Origin of the sequence: Dyadobacter sp. Leaf189 (assembly GCF_001424405.1) — a bacterium.
Classification (GTDB): domain Bacteria; phylum Bacteroidota; class Bacteroidia; order Cytophagales; family Spirosomataceae; genus Dyadobacter.
Genome location: NZ_LMPS01000004.1, coordinates 102,691 through 118,884 on the forward strand (window position 1 = coordinate 102,691; position 16,194 = coordinate 118,884).

A 16,194-nucleotide genomic window follows, 5' to 3' on the forward strand; every position below is an offset into this window, starting at 1 on the left:
AGCAAACTCATGAATAAGGAACCAATCGTTATTGTATCCGCTCCGAATACTGTTCGTGAAACGCAGCCACAAAGCTTTTCAGAATTGCTGACCAAATGCCTTTTCTACTGGCCGGTATTTGTCCTGAGCTTATGTATCGCGCTTGCCATTGCGTTCCTGTATATCAAAACAACTCCTCCTGTTTACGAGATAACAGCGAAGCTTCTGATCAAAGACGAGAAAAATGCAAGCATAGAAAAGACTCCACTGGAAAAGCTGAATGTATACGAAAAGCCAAAGACAGTTGAAAATGAAATGGAGGTCCTTAAGTCACGGGAACTGATAGGGAAAGTCGTTAACGATCTGAAATTATGGGTGACGTATACTGAGAAGAAAACATTGGGGAGCCAGGAGCTGTATAAAAATGGCCCGTTCTCTTTTCAGTATATATCCGGAGAAAAAGATTCACTGCTAACAAAGAAAATTGGAATATCGATACAAGACAAAAACAGTTACATTATCACAGGATTAGGACCTAAACCACTCACTGCCAACTTCAAAGACATAGTTGCTACGCCATACTTCAAATGGAAGCTTGTTAAAAATCCGGCTGTACAGGATTACATTGGTAAGCAGATCACAATCAGTTTTACACCTTTTGAAAAGGCAGTTGCAGATTATCAGAAAGGCATTTCTGTTTCCCTGGTCAATAAATTATCTCCTGTTGTTCAGCTTACTATTGACAATAACCTTCCTGAAAGAGGAAAGGATATACTTAATAGTTTAATGCGGGTTTACAATGAATCTGCATTGGAAGACAAGAACAGAATTACGATGAGCACACTTAAATTCATCGACAATCGCTTATCATCTTTAACCGGCGAATTGGTAAGTGTGGAAAAAAGTGTTGAAGGATTTAAGAGCAGCCGAGGCGTAACGGATATTTCATCAGAAGCAAAAGTCTTCCTGCAAAACGTTCAATCGAATGACACCAGATTGAATGATGTTAATGTGCAACTTGATGTAATATCGGGGATAGAACGGTATGTTGCTTCCAACAGCAATACCGGAAATCCTCCTGCAACACTCGGCATTTCTGATCCAGGATTGGTGAATCTGGTTGAACAACTCAGCGCATTTCACCTGCAGAAAAACCGGCTACTAGCTACAACCCCGGAAGAGAATCCTATTTTTGAACCTCTTAACCGACAGATCAATGCAACGGAGGCGGCGATTCGTGCAAATGTTCGTGCAATTAAAGGATCACTCCTGACAACCAAGGCGCAACTGCAGGGGAATAATTACAAATTCGAGAAATCAATTAAGAATATACCTGGTCAGGAGAGACAATACACAAGTATCAAGCGGCAGCAAGAGATAAAGGAAAACTTGTATGTATACCTGCTTCAAAAGAAGGAAGAAATCGCATTGAGCTATGCCTCTACTTTAAATGATGCGAAAATTGTAGAGAGCGCTTATTCAGATGTTCCCAAATCCCCAAAAAAATCACTGGCCCTCGTAGCAGCTCTGCTAATCGGCTTTATTGTTCCCGCAGGCTTCATTTTTGGAATTGGCATTTTGAGAGGGCGAATTAATAACAGAAATGAAATCGAACGTAATGTTTCCATTCCTGTAATAAGTGAAATATCCCACCAAAAAGGCAAGGAACCGCTGATCTCACGTAATAAAAACAATCACTTAATTCTTGAACAATTCAGGGCATTACGAACAAGACTTCAGAATATCCACAGTAACGAACAGCAAGGGAGAGTTACATTATTCACGTCGAGCGTAGCCGGTGAAGGGAAGAGCTTTGCCGTAAGTAACCTGGGCATTTCGCTTGCTGCGTCAGACAGGAAAACAGTCATCCTGGAATTAGATCTGCGAAGACCGAAAATTGCTTCTCTTTTTAAATTACCAACAAATCATCCCGGCATCTCTGAATATCTGAAAGGCGAAGTAATGGAAGATGAAATCATTCAGGTTACTAAGCAAGCCGGTAATTTGTATGTGATTGGATGCGGAGAAATACCAGAAAATCCATCGGAACTTCTGGAAAATGGAAGAATCGAACAACTGATCGATTACCTGAAGCAGGAATTCGACGACATTCTTATTGACACGCCTCCTGTACACCTTGTATCTGACGCACTTATCATTGATTATCTGAGCGAAGCAACGATGTATATCATCCGTCAGGGCTTCACGTCAAAAAACGAGCTGGCCTTTATTGAAGAGCTGATCAAAGACAGCAACTTTAAAAACATGAATATCATATTCAATGGAATCAACAGACGGAAACATGGATATGGATATAAATATGATACGGCATATTATCGGTAAGGTGTGAGCCAACAATTCAATTCGAAAGAATAATTCTCAACGTCGACTATTTACAAGGCTTAATGCGTAACACAATCGATAAATCGGTTTCAGGTATTGTCAGTAAGATTAGCATTCTGATCAATAATCCCACTGTCCGAAAATATGCCTTCAATACGTCATGGCTATTTAGCGAACAGATATTGCGAATGGCCGTGGGGCTGTTTGTGGGTGTTTGGGTCGCGCGCTATCTGGGTCCTGCCAATTTCGGGATACTCAACTATGCACAAAGCTTAGTCGGGTTATTTGGCGCATTGGCAACGCTTGGGCTGAACAATATTGTCATCAGAGAGCTGGTGAACAAAACAGTGAATGAGAATTTGCTGCTTGGGACTGCCTTTGTCATGAAACTGGTGGGCGCATTTGCAGTAATGGCTTTGCTGGCGATTACCATAAATGTAATCCCCACAGATTCGTACACCAAGTTGATTGTAATGATAACTTCTGCGTCCACCATCTTTCAAAGTGTGAACGTAATCGACTTTTATTTCCAGTCAAAGGTTCAATCCAGGTTTGTAGTATACGTCAATTTTACCGTGCTACTTGTATCCACATTATTGAAGCTCCTTTTCCTTTTTTTAGAAGCTTCCGTGGAAGTGTTTGCCGTTATCGTAGTGGTTGAAACATTCGTATCGGCTATTGGACTGATCTGTTTTTATCGAAAAAATAAGACTGAAATCCTCAAATGGAGATTTGATACGAATGTAGCAATGTCGCTGTTGAAAGACAGTTGGCCACTGATACTCAGCAGCATTTCAATTTCCATAGGAATGAGAATTGACCAGGTAATGCTTAAAAGCTACATAAATGAAACGAGTGTCGGCTACTATGCAGTGGGAGTGAAATTTGCCGAGATATTCAATTTCATTCCTATGCTGATAAGTCAGTCCATTTATCCGAAAATTATCGAAATGGACCTTGATAAAGAACGCGGTAAACTGGTGGCGATGCTTCGCTACATCTTTCTTGCACTTGCGCTCTTAGGATTATTCGTGAATGTATTTTCAGGATTCGCAGTGAAACTGCTTTATGGTGCAGAGTACGAAGCCAGTATCGCAGTTGTAAATATTCTGATATGGTCGATTCCATTTACATTCCTGAATATTGTAACCAGCACGATCCTTCAAAAGCTGAATAAGAACTCAACAATTCTTTTCAGACAACTTATTATAGCCGGCATAAACATTCTTGTCAACATTCTCCTGATTCCAAGATATGATATCGTTGGCGCTTCAATGGGAACGTTGATCGCTGACATGTCGCTTTTCATTTTCGGCTTTCTGATTCCAAATGAACGGGGGATTTTCTTCCTCCGGCTCGAAGCGCTGCTGTTTATCAAAACAGAAAAAATCAGAAAGTTTATTTAAAGTATTCGCAATGAAGATCCTGACAGTAGTTTACGACTTAGACAAAGGTGGCACGCAAAGGGCTGCGCAGAACTTTTGTGAAGCATATCAGATCCTCGGATTTGAGAGTCAATTGCTGGCAATGCAAACCGGCGGACCTCGCGAACGTGAACTGCAAGCTCTTGACATTCCATATTTTATTGGCCTGACAAAAGAGTTTGTTGAACATATCAAAACCTGGCAGCCCGATATTGTACACCTGCATTCGCATTCGCTTGCATGTGACGAAGTACTTGCGTTGAAGGAATACTGTCCATTGGCAGACTTTGTTGAAACCAACGTATTCAGTGAACCCTCCTCCTATCCCGAAGACATATTAAAATTTAGCTTTCAACTTTCGGAATGGTGCCGCTATTTATATCTGCTCCGCGGCGGTTCAAAAAGTAAGAGCGTCATCGTACCTAATCCGGTAAAAACAGCGCAATTCAAACAAGCGTCTCAAAAGGAGAAGAATGATTTCCGAAATAAATACGGCATTCCGGAAAACGCATTTATCATTGGCAGAATCGGACAAAGACACTACGGAAAATGGTCGCATTACCTGATCCAACTATTGGAGCGTTTTTTGCAAGAAGTGAATGATCAAACGTACCTTGTTCTTGTCAACGCGAAAGAAGAACTGCTCACTTATGCGTATGCCCGCAACCTTGGTCACAGGATCATTAATATCGACGCAATCGCAGGTGATTCTGAATTGTCAAAATGCTATTCCACAATTGATGTTTTTGTACACATCAGCAGCCAGGGAGAAAGCTTCGGATACGCATTAGCCGAATCATTATTATGCGAAACACCGGTTGTCGCATTGAATACACCCTGGTCTGATAATTCACAAGTGGAAACAATCGGCCACGGCATCGGCGGTTTTTGTGCCAACTCGCGGGAAGAGCTTTTTCAATACACCAAAACTTTATTCCTGGACAGCGCTTTACGTCAGCGATTTGGCGCACAGGGAAGAGAAAAAATCATTAGAGACTACGACTACATCGCAGTAGCTAAAAAAGGATTGCAAATGCTGTCAGAGAAACAGCTCAATACGGAAGTAAATATAAATGCTCTCCCAGCAATTCAGCAATTTCATTCGTTCAGGAAATCAATTGTGAGCGGGCTGTTGTGGGCAAAATTTCAGCATGCAAAAACGCAGAGGATATCAAACTATCTTTTGCGAAAGATATATAGACACGAAATCTTCTACTCTTAAAATTATTTGGAACACCAAATAATTGCTTTGTAAAGCAGGTAGCTGAATTCCTAATTACAATACCAAAAAAAAGCCCTCTTATGAAAATCCTTCACATTTCATGTTTTGATAACGGCGGTGCAGGTACTGCCGCAGTCCGACTACACAAAGGCCTGCTAAGTTTAGGAGTTGAAAGCAAAATGTTGGTCCTGGAAAAACGAACCGATACACCAGAGGTGTATCCGTTGAGAAAGACTAATAAATACTTCGTTTTATTCCAACGGGTTCTTAAAAAACTAGGATTCCCTGTTACTCTTGAACACTACAATGATAATCGTCAAAGGAAATTCGACGGTGAGTTCGACTACTTTTCATTTGCGAAAACTTCATTTACCGAGCTTGTTAATCACCCGCTTGTAGAAGAATGCGATGTCATTAATCTTCATTGGGTAGCCAATTTCTTGGACTATGACTCATTCTTTAAGAGAATAAACAAGCCGGTCATATGGACACAGCACGATATGAATGCGTTTCAGGGTGGCTTCCATTATAAAGATGATGATATCAGAAACAGGGATATTCTTTTTGATGTAAATGATGAACAATATCAATGCAAATTAAAAGCCCTTGAACAACTGCCAAGTGACTCCCTGACGGTCGTCTCTCCTTCCAAATGGATGATGTCAGAGGCGTCTGACTCACAAATACTTGGCCGGTTTTCGCACAAGCACATCCCAAATGGAATAGATACATCACTATTCAATAATAAGAACGGTTCAGAATCAAACTTGAAAAGCAAATTTGGATTTGATTCTGAAAAAATAACGGTATTGTTTGTGTCTGAAAGTATTGGAAATCCAAGAAAGGGATTTGACCTTCTAGCAAACCTGACTGCCGATTGGATGTTAACAGAAATCTGCGAATTCGTAGCTGTAGGAAATATCAAAAGTGGTCAGAAATTACCTGGCGTAAAATATTTAGGTAGTATTCATTCAGAAATGCTGCTTAGTGAGATTTACAGCGCGGCAGATATATTCCTCCTTCCAAGCCGCGAAGATAATCTGCCTAATGTAATGCTGGAAAGCCTCGCATGCGGTACCCCGGTTGTGGCATTTTCAGTGGGGGGCATGAAAGATCATATCTTTAATGGCTACAACGGCTACTTATCTGGTGAGCTGTCTGCTGCCGGACTGCACAATGCCTTCATAAAATGCATCAACGAAATTAACTCACTTGATCACGAAGCTATTTCATTAGATGCCAGAAGAAAGTTTAGTCTTGAAAGACAAGCCAAATCCTACCTGACACTTTACAGGAAAATGTCACAAGTACTGGTAGATTGATATGCAAAATATAGCCAACAATATCTCGGTACAGCCCAAGGCAGATTCGCTGATTTTCGTTATGGGAAAACTGGCGATTATGATGGTATTGGGGCAATTTACATTTGCCAGATATCCGGCTCCTGTAATGGCATTATCGCTACTGATTATTGGCGGACTGTTTTTCGACTCCCTGTACAGGAACAAGTATCCCCTTTTCCTGTTTCAGCTTTTCATTTGTAACCATTTCATGTTCGGTTATGAAAACGGGGGCATTTATAATTTGGTGGCTTCAATCTCCCTTATTACCTATCTGTCTTTTTTTAAAAATTCCTTGTCTGCACCCTCTTCACTGGGTAGATTGTTGGTCTTTTTGCTCGCGGCGCTCGCGGTAATTCAGATCCTTAGCCTGCTAAATAACAATACGGGGTTCGCAGCGAAAGTAACCGCAGTATTGATATTTGCAAACCTGTTATTTCTTTTCCTTTACGCATCAAAAATTCAGCTGAACTACTCGGATTTGAAGCAGTTCATTCAAATAGCGGGTATTTTCTTCTTCTACAATCTTGTTGTTTCCATCAATCAGAAATACGAATTTTTTGCATCCCCATTTGAGTTCTTTCCAAGCCTTAATGCAGAAGCAGAATTTGAAATGGGCATTCTCAGAAGCAATGGTGTTCTCAATAACTTTGAGTTTTATGCGGAGTATTCCATTTCGTTGATCGCATTGGTACTACCATCCGTGCTAAGCGGATCGTCCAAGGCATATGGGCAGAAATTCTATTTCTTCTGCTTCGCGATCATCTTCACGGGGATTTTATCAATCATCTTTTCAGGCACGCGCTCTTCCGTATTGCTGCTGCCAGTTGTCGCACTTCTTACAGGCGTATTCCTGAACAAACGACTCAAAATGAGAGTCATACTTTACGGTACCGTGCTTGCTTCTGCGTTTGCGGTTGTGAATGCAAATGCCGGGTGGATTGATTTTGACGTCTTCTCTAAAAGGAGCGAGAACGTCGACATGAAAAATCTGACGTTAGAGAAAATCCTGAGCGGTGAAGAAATCAACAGGGGCGGAATTTTCGCTTATGGCATCAAGAAAGCTGGTAGAAGTAACTTCTTTTTTGGTGAAGGATATTTCACAAAAAGGCTCGAATATATCAAAGTACATTTTGACAAAACCGGCGACGATATTATTCCTGATTATCACAATCTGTATATGAGTGTGATTGTTACCTGGGGGTATCTCGGCGGCTTTATATTCCTTGCTCTTTTTGTAATTAGTCTTTTCCGTGGATACCAACTTTATTTCAGATTGCAGCATTACAATCTCTTTGCCATAGACATTCTACTAGGGTTTAATCTCCTGTTTACTTTTTTGTTAATCAATCAATTCAAAATTCAGTTTATCAGAGATGCTAATTATTTCCTTTTGACACTATTGTTCCTGGCAATCTATAATTCAGTTATAACGCTTCTGAAAAACAGTACGTTTCTGGTTGCCACAGAAGACAAGATCAGTAATGCAGTGATGATCGAGGATCTTGTAAATGAGAGTTTGTCACAGAGATAATCAGCATAAGTCAAGGAAAAACGTTGAAAGGACGGTACGTATTAGATTCTTCAAGTCATGAAAGTAAAGTTTTATCATCGTTTTTTTTCGCCTGAGGACATAAACCATATTCCTCATCATTATCTATATGGCGCATCAAAGCTTGAATCACATGGTTTTGAGGTTGAATACTATATTGATTCGTCACTCGGAAATCGGCTGATCAGGATGTTTCGGAATGCATTCTCAATCCTAACCGACAAGAGCGCAAATAACGTCCTGTATGCTTCAACTGCCAACGGCCTAGAATTACTGATCCTCCTTCGCAGTATCGGGTTTTATAAAAATCCGATATTGATATGGCAGCACAGAGCGGTTATGCAATCGCGCAATAAGCTTGTCAGGCTGTTATTAAAACAATATTACAGCGGTGTTGATATAATGTTCATGTTCAGTCAGATGCACATAGATGAATCAATCCGAGCCGGTGTAATTAAACCACACAAATTATTACTGAAGCATTGGGGACCTGACCTCGACTACTTTGATCACGTCAAATCCGCAAATGCGGTTGCTGACAGCAAATCGAATGAACTATACTTCTGTTCAAATGGGCGCGAAAACAGGGACTTCCCAACTTTAATAGAAGCGTTTCGCGCATCTGGTCAAGTATTGAAAATATATACTTCAAAAGTTCATGGAAACATGAATAATCAGGATATTCTTTCCAGATATGGCGACGCAGATAACATCAGAATACAAATTATGAATGGAGATTCGTCTAATAGCAAATATCTGGCAAAAGAGGTATTGAACAGCTATGGTATGGCCATTTGCTGTCAGGAGCGTGACTACACAGTTGGACTAACATCCCTCTTCGAAGCGATGGCATTGGGGAAGGCTATTATCACCTCTGATAATCCGTATTTCCCGATTGATGTTGAAAAAGAGCAGATTGGTATTAAAGTGGGGTACGGTGATGTGCAAGGCTGGCAGAATGCAATTGATTATTTAGTCAATAATCAGGAAGTCGCTATACAAATGGGCACAAACGGACGCAAGCTTGTGGAGCAAAAATACAATTTGAATTTATTGTCCGCAGATATTGCGAGTATGATCAGAATGAAGGGGGCCGCAATCTGATCATTCCTAAATCAATAATACCTTATGCAAAAGAAAACCAAACTTGTTTACCTGACGAATGTTCCTGCTCCATACCGGGAGAGAATGCACGAGATATTGGGAGAGTATTCTTCGATTTCGTACAGTGTAATATACTGCGCTAAACTGGAACCCAACCGGGATTGGAAACTTGATTATGGAAATTACGAGAAGTATTTTCTAAAAGAAAAGTCGAAGACATTCAAGCATAATAATCTGAATGTCTGGCCACTATTAAATAACCTGGACCCGGATATTGTACTGATTACAGGTTTTAATCCAACGATGCTTTACGGTGTAATCTGGGCATTATTAAGAGGACGTAAACTAATCGTTTCCCTGGACGGCACCTACCAGTCAGAAAAGGATTATTCCATTTTCCATAAGCTGGTCAGGAGATTTATATTTCCATTTACCAAAGCATTCGTCGGACCGAGTAATGGTTCGGCTGAGCTATTTAAAAGTTACGGCGTAAATGAGAATGCAATTTTTAAAAGTACACTTTGCATTGACAACAGCCGGTTCAAATCACCTGAAATTAAAAGCAGAGAATATGATATCATGTTTTCAGGTCAACTGATAGCAAGGAAAATGCCCGACTTCTTTATTGAAGTTGCCAGTGAATTAAAGAAAACGCGTCCGGCACTCAAAGTATTGCTGGTAGGCGACGGACCTCTCAGACAATCTGTTCTCGCAAGAATGGACGAGCTTAAACTTGATTATGTATTTACCGGTTTCCTGGACCAGCAATCGCTTTACTCCTGCTATCCGAAGGCAAAGCTATTTCTCTTTCCCACACTTCATGATCCCTGGGGAATTGTTGCAAATGAAGCCTGCGCCAGTGGTACACCCGTCATTACATGTAGCAATGCAGGTGCAGCTGACGATCTCGTAATTAATGGCGAGAACGGGTACATTCTTCCATTAGATGTAAAAATCTGGGCTGAGCACATTGAGAAATTATTATCCAACGAAAATCTGATCCAGCAATTTTCTGATCGCGCTGTCAGGAAAGTTCAGTCTTACAATCACTTCCAGGCAGCGCAAGGAATCCTGGACGCCGTTTCATTTACATTACCTAAAAATACAATGACCTCCACTTATGAAATCTAGTATTCTATTCGTCTTACATATACCACCTCCCGTACATGGCGCAGCAATGGCTGGTACATTCATTCATAACAGCGCATTAATTAATAACGAATTTGACACAAAGTATATCAATCTTTCCACGTCCACGCATTTAAAGGAATCGGGAAAAGGAAGTTTTAAAAAACTGGGTGCACTGCTGCGCATTCAATATCGTGTGATCAGTGCCCTACTCAGGAAAAATTATGATCTCTGTTATCTTACACTAAATGCAAGCGGGCCGGGGTTTTATAAGGATATGCTGATCGTTGCTATTTGCAAACTATTCGGAAAAAAGATCATTTATCATTTCCACAACAAAGGTGTAGAAACGTCAGAGAAAACAAGACTTAACAATACGCTATATAAATATGCCTTCAATAATACATTCAGCATTCTGATATCCAAATTCCTGTATTCTGATATTAAGAATTACGCGAAAGAAAGCAATGTATTTGTTTGTGCATATGGTATTCCGGAAAGTACCGAATTAATGAAACCAGTTGCAGCTGCCAATGTGCCTGACAGTCCATGCAAACTGTTATTCCTTTCTAATATGATGGAGGAAAAGGGTGTATATATATTGATGGAAGCTTGCAAGATTTTAAAAGAACGCGGCCTGTCATTCGAATGCAATTTTGTGGGTGCCTGGTCGGATGTATCAGAGGAATCTTTCAAGAATAAAGTAAAGCAGCTTGGAATAGAAGATAGGGTTTTTGGTCATGGCCCCAAATACAATGCGGACAAATTAGCTTTCTTCAATAATTCCGACATTTTTGTTTTCCCGACATTCTACCATTACGAAACTTTCGGGCTTGTAAATCTCGAAGCAATGCAACACGGAATTCCCGTGGTTTCATGTCCGGAAGGCGGCATTCCTGATATTGTTGTTGATGGAAAAACAGGATATCTGGTTCCTCAAAAAGATGTTACTGCACTAGCCGACAAGCTGGAAGTCCTGATACTAAATCCCGAACTCAGAAAAGCAATGGGCCGGGAAGCAAAGGCAAGATTTGAACAGCATTTCAGACTGGAAACTTTTGAAACCAACATCAGGGATATTCTGAAAACTGCTATTGCAAAAAACCCGTCATAAAATACTTAACACATAACAATCAAGCTTATATAAATTATGGAACTTCAAGGATACAAAAGTACAAACGTTTTGAGCTACGAGGTATTTTCGGCTTCTTTGGATATCATCAGGGCAGATGTTAAGAAATTGCTGATCAATACATTCAGTCCCAATTCATACGGTATCGCCCTGCAAGACCAGGAATTTGAAGAGGCACTGAAAGGCTCCGATCTTCTCGTACTAGACGGCATCGGAATCGCTCTTGGAAGCATTTTGCTGAATGGAAAGAATATCAAAAAGATAGCCGGTCAAGACTGTTTCGATTATCTCGTTGACAAAGCCAACAAACATGGATGGAAAGTTTTTTTACTTGGATCAACGGAATCAACGCTGAACAAGATTACCGACAGACTGGGCAAGGAATATCCCCGGATCATCACGGGCAGCTACTCTCCGCCTTATAAAGCAGAGTTTTCGGATGAAGACAATGCACGGATGGTTGAAGCAGTCAACGCCTTTCAGCCTGACATTCTTTTTATTGCTATGACTGCCCCAAAGCAGGAGAAATGGGGATATCAGCACCGCGATCTTGTGAATGCACGAATTTTGTGCGCCGTGGGCAATGTATTTGACTGGTATGCAGGGAATAGCAAAAGACCAGCGCCTATCTGGATCAAGCTGCGCTTGGAATGGCTGGTGCGAATTTTTCTCAGACCTGAAATTTTTAGGAGAAACACAAAGAATCAGCTGGCCTTTGTCAAAGACGTGCTTCTCCATATTTCTCATATAAAACGTAAAAAAGCATAGCGCAGTCAGTATCGTACTCCTCCTCTATTCCCTTGTATCCACCTTATAATTTCCCTGGAAATACAACTCTCCGCCTGCGTCTACATTGATTTTTTTCGCAGCTATATTCTGATTGATTGATATGGTATGTCCCCGGTTTATTCGAACAAGATCGTTTATATCGGGGACCCTGCCGTGAGACCAGACAGACTTTTCACCCCACGGGCCGGAATTGATTGTTTCTACTACATCAGAAAACAGCGACACATTTTTAAAGCTTTTGAAAAGCAAAGAATCCGTTTTCGAGCTTTCCGCGCCAAACCAGTTATTCAGAATATCAGAATAAACACGGCGGAAATCAATCTGCATTGCAATATCATAATTATTATCTCCGGAGCTTGAAGGCGGCGGTACCAGATCGTTGGCGAGATCCGGGTTTGTGCCGATGTTCTGCCTTTTTATGCCTGTTCCAAAAACCAGCATCGGAGCGGCTATGCCGTGATCGGTGCCTTTAGAAGCATTCGAGGAAGCGCGCCGGCCGAAGTCTGAAAATGTCATTCCTATGACACGGTCTTCGGTACCCTGCAACTTCAAATCCTGCTGAAAAGCGGACACAGCGCCGGAAAGTTTGCTCAACAGCGTAGCATGTGCTCCGTTCACCGGATCATTTCCATCAACCTGTCCGGAATGCAGATCGAAGCCGCCGAGCTCTACATAATATATTTTGCTCTGCAAGCCCCCGTGGATCAGGCGAGCCACAATTTTAAGCTGCTCTGCAAGTTCGTTGCCATTTTCAGGATAGCCCGCCATATTTCTCCCAGCTTCCGAAGCGCGTTTGATCTGGGATCCATATCCGATTGAAAGTACCTGCTGTTCCCTGACATACTTGATCAGCTGGCCCGAGTAGCAACATGGCAGATCGTCCACGGGAATGTTGGTTTGTGTGCCTACCAGCTGGTAAAATTCGTCGGGCGTCGCCATGACAACGCCCATTGACTGCCGCTGTCCCAACAAACTTGTACTTGCAATATGCCCGATCTGTATCGCCAGCGGGTCTTTCATATTGTCGTTCGGGTAGTTCTCCGGGTAACCGGGAAAACGATCATCGAGGTATCTTCCTGCCCAGCCCGTAGAAGCATACTGGTTCGCATCAGAACCGGTCATGTAAATATCAGTAGACCTGATGTGCGAGAGGTTGGGATTGGGATAAGAAACCGAATGGACGATAGCGAGTTTCCCTTCATTATATAGCTGCTGCATGCCCGGCATTGCAGGGTGCAACCCCATTTGCTTGCTGTTACCCAGCGGTAGGACCTTGTTTTCAGGAATAGCGATGTTGCTGCGAAGTGCGTGGTAGCGCGAGTAGTGCTCCACCGGAATAGCCATATTCAGACCGTCATTCCCCCCATTCAGATAGATAATCACCAGAATCCTGTCCGGATTCGCGGCGACTGCCTCATGAAGTGAATTTACGAGTGCTGAATTTCTGGCAAATGCTTTTACACCAAATCCATTTAACATCACCGGCAGGACCATCGAGGAAGTTGCCGCAAGAAAGTCTCTTCTGTTAATCGTCGACATTGTCAAAAAATTTGAAATTCAGCCATGCTCATCATATACTTCATTACTGCTTCCAACCGCCACAAAATCCCGCCTCTGGTTTCCTGATTCTGATTTTTCCGGTAAGCATTGAATTCAAATTCCCAAGATTTCCTGGGAGCCGAATACATCATGATTTTGTCAATGAGGAATTCTCTTTGAGATGGAAACAAATCATGAACAAAGAGATTTTTACTCAATGCGTCGAATACCTGTTCGCAGGTAATGGGCGGAGTGCCCTCTACGTCCGAGAAGTTGGGCTGCAATGAACTGACCCACTTCACCAGATCAATGCCGACCTTAAAATTCGGGTGAATTTCGGTGGGATAAACCATCTGATCGGTAAACATCCTGCGCATTCCGATACTTGCCGAATTGATCCAGTTAACCGAGTAGCCCGTCTGGTAATAAGGTAAAGACCCAAATACCAAAGGCTGGTCCAGCAGGTTAAGCTGCATCGGGTACATGCGCCAATGTATGTATTCCACGTACTTCTTAAAGGCCACATATTCCTTCTTCATATCGGGGACCGGCTGCTTGAAAAACCGCATGCAACCGACCAGCAACTCCGCGGGGGACTTGATGATCGAGCCGATGTTATCTGAATGGAAGAAAATATCGCTTGAAAGTAGTTTCCGCAGTACCGGCTCCAATGCAAAGTTGTTTTCTGCACTGGCGAAGAAATCGGCGAGCGGGACAATTACATTGTTTTCAATATCCTGGGGCACATCCGTGTTGACATACCAGCGATAAAGTTTCCGGCAAATGAACCTGGCGCATTCGGGATGTCGCGTCAGCATATCGATCAAGCCGGTAAGTTCTTCGTCTCCTGCATTCGCGCCTGCCCTGCCTTTTATAACTGTATTATTATAATGAGATGAAAACTGTTTGTCTTCGGTATCGTGGCGATCAGGGTTAAATACGGTCCTGGCAGAAGCAGAGCCGTGGGCTGACTGATTTTCCACTTGCCAGCCGGTGAGCAGTCGGGCTGCCGCTTTCACATCTGCGTCCGTGTAGTTGGGAACATTGGCAAAATTCCGCTGACCTACTGTAAACAGCTCCTGCAACTCCCTTGCGTAATTTTCATTCGGGTGATCCTTCTCGTTTTGGTTACCGTTCTGATAAATGAGCATAGCTGCATCCTTTGTCATTTCGGAAACAAGTGTCTTAAAATTGCCCAGACTGTTCTTGCGCAGTAAGCTGATGTACTGGTAAGAAAGCCGGTAGTCAGTGACAACCGTTTGTGTGGTTACAAAATGGTTTTGCCAAAAGGCAGTCAACTTCTCCAACACGGAAGGTTTCCCATTCTGCTCGGCCATTAACCCGATCCACCAATATTTCACATAAAAGCTATATTCATTACTCTTGCCGGAATCGAACGGTCTATCAGTAAACGTCTGACCAGCAACCGGCGAAGCTTCATCCATGACAACCGGCGGCGGCGGAGAAAGTGTTAAAGCGGCATTGCTGATAAGGGCACTCACGGCCTCCGCGGCAGACAGCCCGGTAAAATCAGCTATCTCATCCGGCGTAGGACCAAACGTAGCGCGCCGAAGCAAATGTGCCGCATTTTTGGTCGACAGCGGCTGCGAGAAGGGGTCGAGATAGGGCATGGTAAATGGTAGGGACGGAGCGGTAGAATTGCTACTCTACTGTTGATTTAAACCTAACAACTTTCTTGCAATTTATCGAATTTTAGCTACAAACCTGAAAACCTAAATATTTAATTAATGCGCATCCTACCGGCAGAAATATCGAAAAACTTTGGATGAAAAGCATGATTTACAACACCAGCGTCACTTGCTTAGGTGTATTTTAATATATTTACAGACTATTCAACGGTATTGAAACCTCTATATGAAATTTCATGGCTTCCTTGTATTGACACTTGTGACCGTGGGCTGCAACTCAAGATCAGATGAGAAACTGTCCACAACGGAGACGATTAAAACTCCTGAGGTAATCAATAGTCAACCAGATTCAAGCAAGGATCTGGCAAAATCCAGGATTGCACTTCCTGGGGTAAATTTCGGAATCTCTTTGAAGGAGTATCAGGCAGCAAACCGGTATATACTACAAGGATTTGGCACAAATACCTATTTTGTAAAACCACTTTTTAATAGCCAGTCAGAACTCTTCAAAATTGAGCTTGCCGGCATTAGTCGTGATGCATCCTATTCAGGTATAAAGCTTTGGGATGACCATAAAAATCTGATCGAGTTTTTGGAAACGGATAATGGTTCTCCAAAAACTTTACTTGCATCACCCAAATTAACAGACTTTAAAAAAGGCGAAGTAAAGTGGACACATTCATGGTCCAATTTCTCCAAGCGGATCAAAGTTGGAATAGCCCAGAGTACAAGCGGGCAGACTTACGAAGTAGTTGGATGGATTTACGATCGGGATATGCTGGAAAAAAAGCAACGTGACGATTCGCTAATTATTCATCCCGACAAAAAACTGGCGCAAAAAATAAAAAAGCGCAGCAAGCGTTCGAGGCGATCGGAAGAAGGGTCGAGGACTAATTGACAATTGAGAGAAAGCTTGCAATGAGACTATCGCATTATCTGAATAGACTTTAAGAGCAGGATTGGACGGATTTAAAGCCTGACCCATCTTCAATA

The 16,194-nt window shown here is 42.2% G+C and carries 12 protein-coding genes; 10 read left to right on the top strand and 2 right to left on the bottom strand.

The genetic code is table 11. The features are described from left to right. Window positions 1-9 precede the first annotated feature (9 nt). The 9 genes from ASG33_RS09790 (at window position 10) to ASG33_RS09830 (ending at window position 11,992) form a co-directional block, all read left to right on the top strand. The gene (locus tag ASG33_RS09790; protein WP_056283747.1) at window positions 10-2,322 is read left to right on the top strand and encodes a tyrosine-protein kinase family protein; all 2,313 of its coding nucleotides are present in this window, start codon (window positions 10-12) and stop codon (window positions 2,320-2,322) included. Window positions 2,323-2,384: 62 nt separating this feature from the next. Next, on the top strand, window positions 2,385-3,728 hold the full coding sequence (locus ASG33_RS09795; RefSeq protein WP_082489170.1) for a flippase: 1,344 nt from the start codon (window positions 2,385-2,387) through the stop codon (window positions 3,726-3,728). Between the two features lie 10 nt (window positions 3,729-3,738). Continuing rightward, window positions 3,739-4,968, top strand: coding sequence for a glycosyltransferase family 4 protein (locus ASG33_RS09800; protein ID WP_056283752.1), 1,230 nt, complete (start codon window positions 3,739-3,741; stop codon window positions 4,966-4,968). A gap of 80 nt (window positions 4,969-5,048) precedes the next feature. Next, entirely contained in the window at window positions 5,049-6,290 is a 1,242-nt protein-coding gene (locus ASG33_RS09805; protein WP_056283755.1) for a glycosyltransferase, read from the top strand. A 1-nt stretch (window position 6,291) separates the two neighbouring features. After that, complete coding sequence (locus ASG33_RS09810) at window positions 6,292-7,842, top strand: O-antigen ligase family protein (protein WP_056283758.1); 1,551 nt, start codon at window positions 6,292-6,294, stop codon at window positions 7,840-7,842. A gap of 57 nt (window positions 7,843-7,899) precedes the next feature. Further along, on the top strand, window positions 7,900-8,964 hold the full coding sequence (locus ASG33_RS09815; protein WP_082489172.1) for a glycosyltransferase: 1,065 nt from the start codon (window positions 7,900-7,902) through the stop codon (window positions 8,962-8,964). 24 nt (window positions 8,965-8,988) lie between these two features. Then, entirely contained in the window at window positions 8,989-10,095 is a 1,107-nt protein-coding gene (locus ASG33_RS09820; RefSeq protein ID WP_056283760.1) for a glycosyltransferase family 4 protein, read from the top strand. Beyond that, the gene (locus tag ASG33_RS09825; RefSeq protein ID WP_056283763.1) at window positions 10,085-11,206 is read left to right on the top strand and encodes a glycosyltransferase; all 1,122 of its coding nucleotides are present in this window, start codon (window positions 10,085-10,087) and stop codon (window positions 11,204-11,206) included. The genes ASG33_RS09820 and ASG33_RS09825 overlap by 11 nt, the downstream gene beginning before the upstream one ends. 36 nt (window positions 11,207-11,242) lie before the next feature. After that, a complete protein-coding gene (locus ASG33_RS09830) occupies window positions 11,243-11,992 on the top strand; it encodes a WecB/TagA/CpsF family glycosyltransferase (RefSeq protein WP_056283765.1) in 750 nt (249 codons plus the stop codon). Between the two features lie 24 nt (window positions 11,993-12,016). On the opposite strand, the gene ASG33_RS09835 is transcribed toward ASG33_RS09830, so the two are convergent. Both ASG33_RS09835 and ASG33_RS09840 read right to left on the bottom strand, forming a co-directional pair. After that, window positions 12,017-13,552 carry a DUF1501 domain-containing protein gene (locus tag ASG33_RS09835; protein WP_229238612.1) on the bottom strand — a complete coding sequence of 512 codons (1,536 nt, stop codon included), beginning with the start codon at window positions 13,550-13,552 and terminating at the stop codon, window positions 12,017-12,019. A gap of 2 nt (window positions 13,553-13,554) precedes the next feature. After that, a complete protein-coding gene (locus ASG33_RS09840) occupies window positions 13,555-15,183 on the bottom strand; it encodes a DUF1800 family protein (RefSeq protein ID WP_056283768.1) in 1,629 nt (542 codons plus the stop codon). A gap of 244 nt (window positions 15,184-15,427) precedes the next feature. Between ASG33_RS09840 and ASG33_RS09845 the strand changes: the two genes are divergently transcribed. Continuing rightward, on the top strand, window positions 15,428-16,099 hold the full coding sequence (locus ASG33_RS09845; RefSeq protein ID WP_056283773.1) for a hypothetical protein: 672 nt from the start codon (window positions 15,428-15,430) through the stop codon (window positions 16,097-16,099). Window positions 16,100-16,194: the final 95 nt, after the last annotated feature.

Coding starts and splice junctions, on each gene's coding strand:
- ASG33_RS09790 (WP_056283747.1), top strand. CDS start 10: ATGAATAAGGAACCAATCGTTATTGTATCCGCTCCGAATACTGTTCGT.
- ASG33_RS09795 (WP_082489170.1), top strand. CDS start 2,385: ATGCGTAACACAATCGATAAATCGGTTTCAGGTATTGTCAGTAAGATT.
- ASG33_RS09800 (WP_056283752.1), top strand. CDS start 3,739: ATGAAGATCCTGACAGTAGTTTACGACTTAGACAAAGGTGGCACGCAA.
- ASG33_RS09805 (WP_056283755.1), top strand. CDS start 5,049: ATGAAAATCCTTCACATTTCATGTTTTGATAACGGCGGTGCAGGTACT.
- ASG33_RS09810 (WP_056283758.1), top strand. CDS start 6,292: ATGCAAAATATAGCCAACAATATCTCGGTACAGCCCAAGGCAGATTCG.
- ASG33_RS09815 (WP_082489172.1), top strand. CDS start 7,900: ATGAAAGTAAAGTTTTATCATCGTTTTTTTTCGCCTGAGGACATAAAC.
- ASG33_RS09820 (WP_056283760.1), top strand. CDS start 8,989: ATGCAAAAGAAAACCAAACTTGTTTACCTGACGAATGTTCCTGCTCCA.
- ASG33_RS09825 (WP_056283763.1), top strand. CDS start 10,085: ATGAAATCTAGTATTCTATTCGTCTTACATATACCACCTCCCGTACAT.
- ASG33_RS09830 (WP_056283765.1), top strand. CDS start 11,243: ATGGAACTTCAAGGATACAAAAGTACAAACGTTTTGAGCTACGAGGTA.
- ASG33_RS09835 (WP_229238612.1), bottom strand. CDS start 13,552: ATGTCGACGATTAACAGAAGAGACTTTCTTGCGGCAACTTCCTCGATG.
- ASG33_RS09840 (WP_056283768.1), bottom strand. CDS start 15,183: ATGCCCTATCTCGACCCCTTCTCGCAGCCGCTGTCGACCAAAAATGCG.
- ASG33_RS09845 (WP_056283773.1), top strand. CDS start 15,428: ATGAAATTTCATGGCTTCCTTGTATTGACACTTGTGACCGTGGGCTGC.